The organism is Paenibacillus sp. 1-18 (assembly GCF_000520755.1).
Taxonomy (GTDB): domain Bacteria; phylum Bacillota; class Bacilli; order Paenibacillales; family Paenibacillaceae; genus Paenibacillus; species Paenibacillus brasilensis.
This window is the reverse complement of sequence record NZ_ASSB01000105.1, coordinates 1-1477: the sequence shown is the minus strand read 5'-3', so window position 1 is coordinate 1477 and position 1477 is coordinate 1. Positions and strand designations below refer to the sequence as shown.

General features: G+C 42.2%; 2 protein-coding genes and 1 pseudogene. All 3 read right to left on the bottom strand.

Annotation, left to right across the window (positions count from 1 at the left end; translation table 11 throughout):
- Nucleotides 1–762: pseudogene (locus tag L693_RS0107230) on the bottom strand (phage terminase large subunit); the annotation flags it as partial.
- 48 nt (nt 763–810) lie between these two features.
- A complete protein-coding gene (locus tag L693_RS31150; RefSeq protein WP_231503553.1) occupies nt 811–1245 on the bottom strand; it encodes a hypothetical protein in 435 nt (144 codons plus the stop codon).
- Nucleotides 1246–1303: 58 nt separating this feature from the next.
- Nucleotides 1304–1465: a hypothetical protein gene (locus L693_RS30490; protein ID WP_197029843.1), complete on the bottom strand. Its 162-nt coding sequence runs from the start codon at nt 1463–1465 to the stop codon at nt 1304–1306.
- Between the last annotated feature and the right edge of the window lie 12 nt (nt 1466–1477).

Here is a 1477-nt window from a genome sequence, read left to right as displayed (position 1 = left end):
CATAAAAAAAGACAAGGCCGTATTGATCCTGTCCTCGTCTTGCAAGTTATTATACATTCGTTCCCACTCTGACCACAGATCATCCCGTTCTGAAAATTGAAGCACGGCTGCTTTACGAACACTTCTCACACCTGGTATCTTCCCTTTGAGCAGATCAGCCATAATATCTTCTTCGTTGAGAATGGTTCCACAGATCAAAATATTCGTATCCCTTGTGCCAATAGGCAAAATGACATCCGTAAACGTATTTTTAATTTGTTCTCGTTTAGCTTCGGATCGAGCCGTGTCCTCCTTGAGCAAATCATCCAGTAGAACCAAAGTAGGACGATGATGCTTATAGTGAATACCTCTCAAACTACCGTCTATGCCACGAATCATAATACATGAGTCCAGCCCACCTTTACTCTTAAGCCAAATCTCTTTATTGTTCCAGCGACTCCCTTTACGGATACCGAAATCCTCAATCAGCATCGTATTGGTTTCCAGTTCATCTTTGATCATATCGAGGAACGGAAGAGCAATTTGCTCTGTGGCAGATATGATCAGTGTAAACTGTGATTTATCATATAAAGTCGCATACAACGGAAATAAAAAGGAACTGATCGTGGACTTTCCATGCTCCCTAGGGAGGCCGAAAGCCGTAATCAGTCCAGTATGGGCAAGCATATGTCTTAATTTCGTGAATAGCTCTTTGTGAAACTTGCCAAATGCTCGATCAAAGTATTTAGGAAAATAGGCTAAAGCGAAAAACTCAATGTCCATCTCACCTATAAGCTTGCGCAGTTCGGAGAAAGAGAATGTTTTGATCAGTTACCCTGTAGCAGCTTTCAAAAGTGAATTTTCCACGTGGGATATAGGCACAGATCTGCTCCATTTGACTAGTTCAGCCAGCATCGGATGTTTATCAATATACTCGTACCAAGTCGTTTTACCTATATCGAGTTTCCTGATAATGTCCTCCGCGTTCACGCCTTCTTCAAACCATTTTTGAATCTCCGCTAACCGAGGATATACATGGGTTTCCCACTTGGTTGGACGTTCCAATGCTTCAGCAAATTTCGAATGCTTTCTGCGATAATCGCCTAATGTCCAAATATGAATATTCAGTCGTTTCGCAATCTCTTCATCTGTGGCTCCTTCACGTACCCAAACGGGAACATCCCTGAGCCTTGGCACAACAAATTGATCATACTTGGTCAGTATCTTTGGCTTGTTTCTTTTTGGCTTGTCATTGTTTTTGCTCATCTTAGCTCACCTCCATCACGAAAAAAGGGAATAGACTATATAGCCCACGTATTTCAGATTATCCTTCTAACTCAGCCTCGTAAAACAACTCGATATCCTCAATCACCTTCTGAATCAACTCATTGTCCTCCCGAGCCTCCTCAGTTCCTAGCACATTTACCTTTTCGGCTTGCATGCCCTTTAGGAATCCAATCACCATATTCACTTTTGCCTTGCCCAATCAAATCACCCC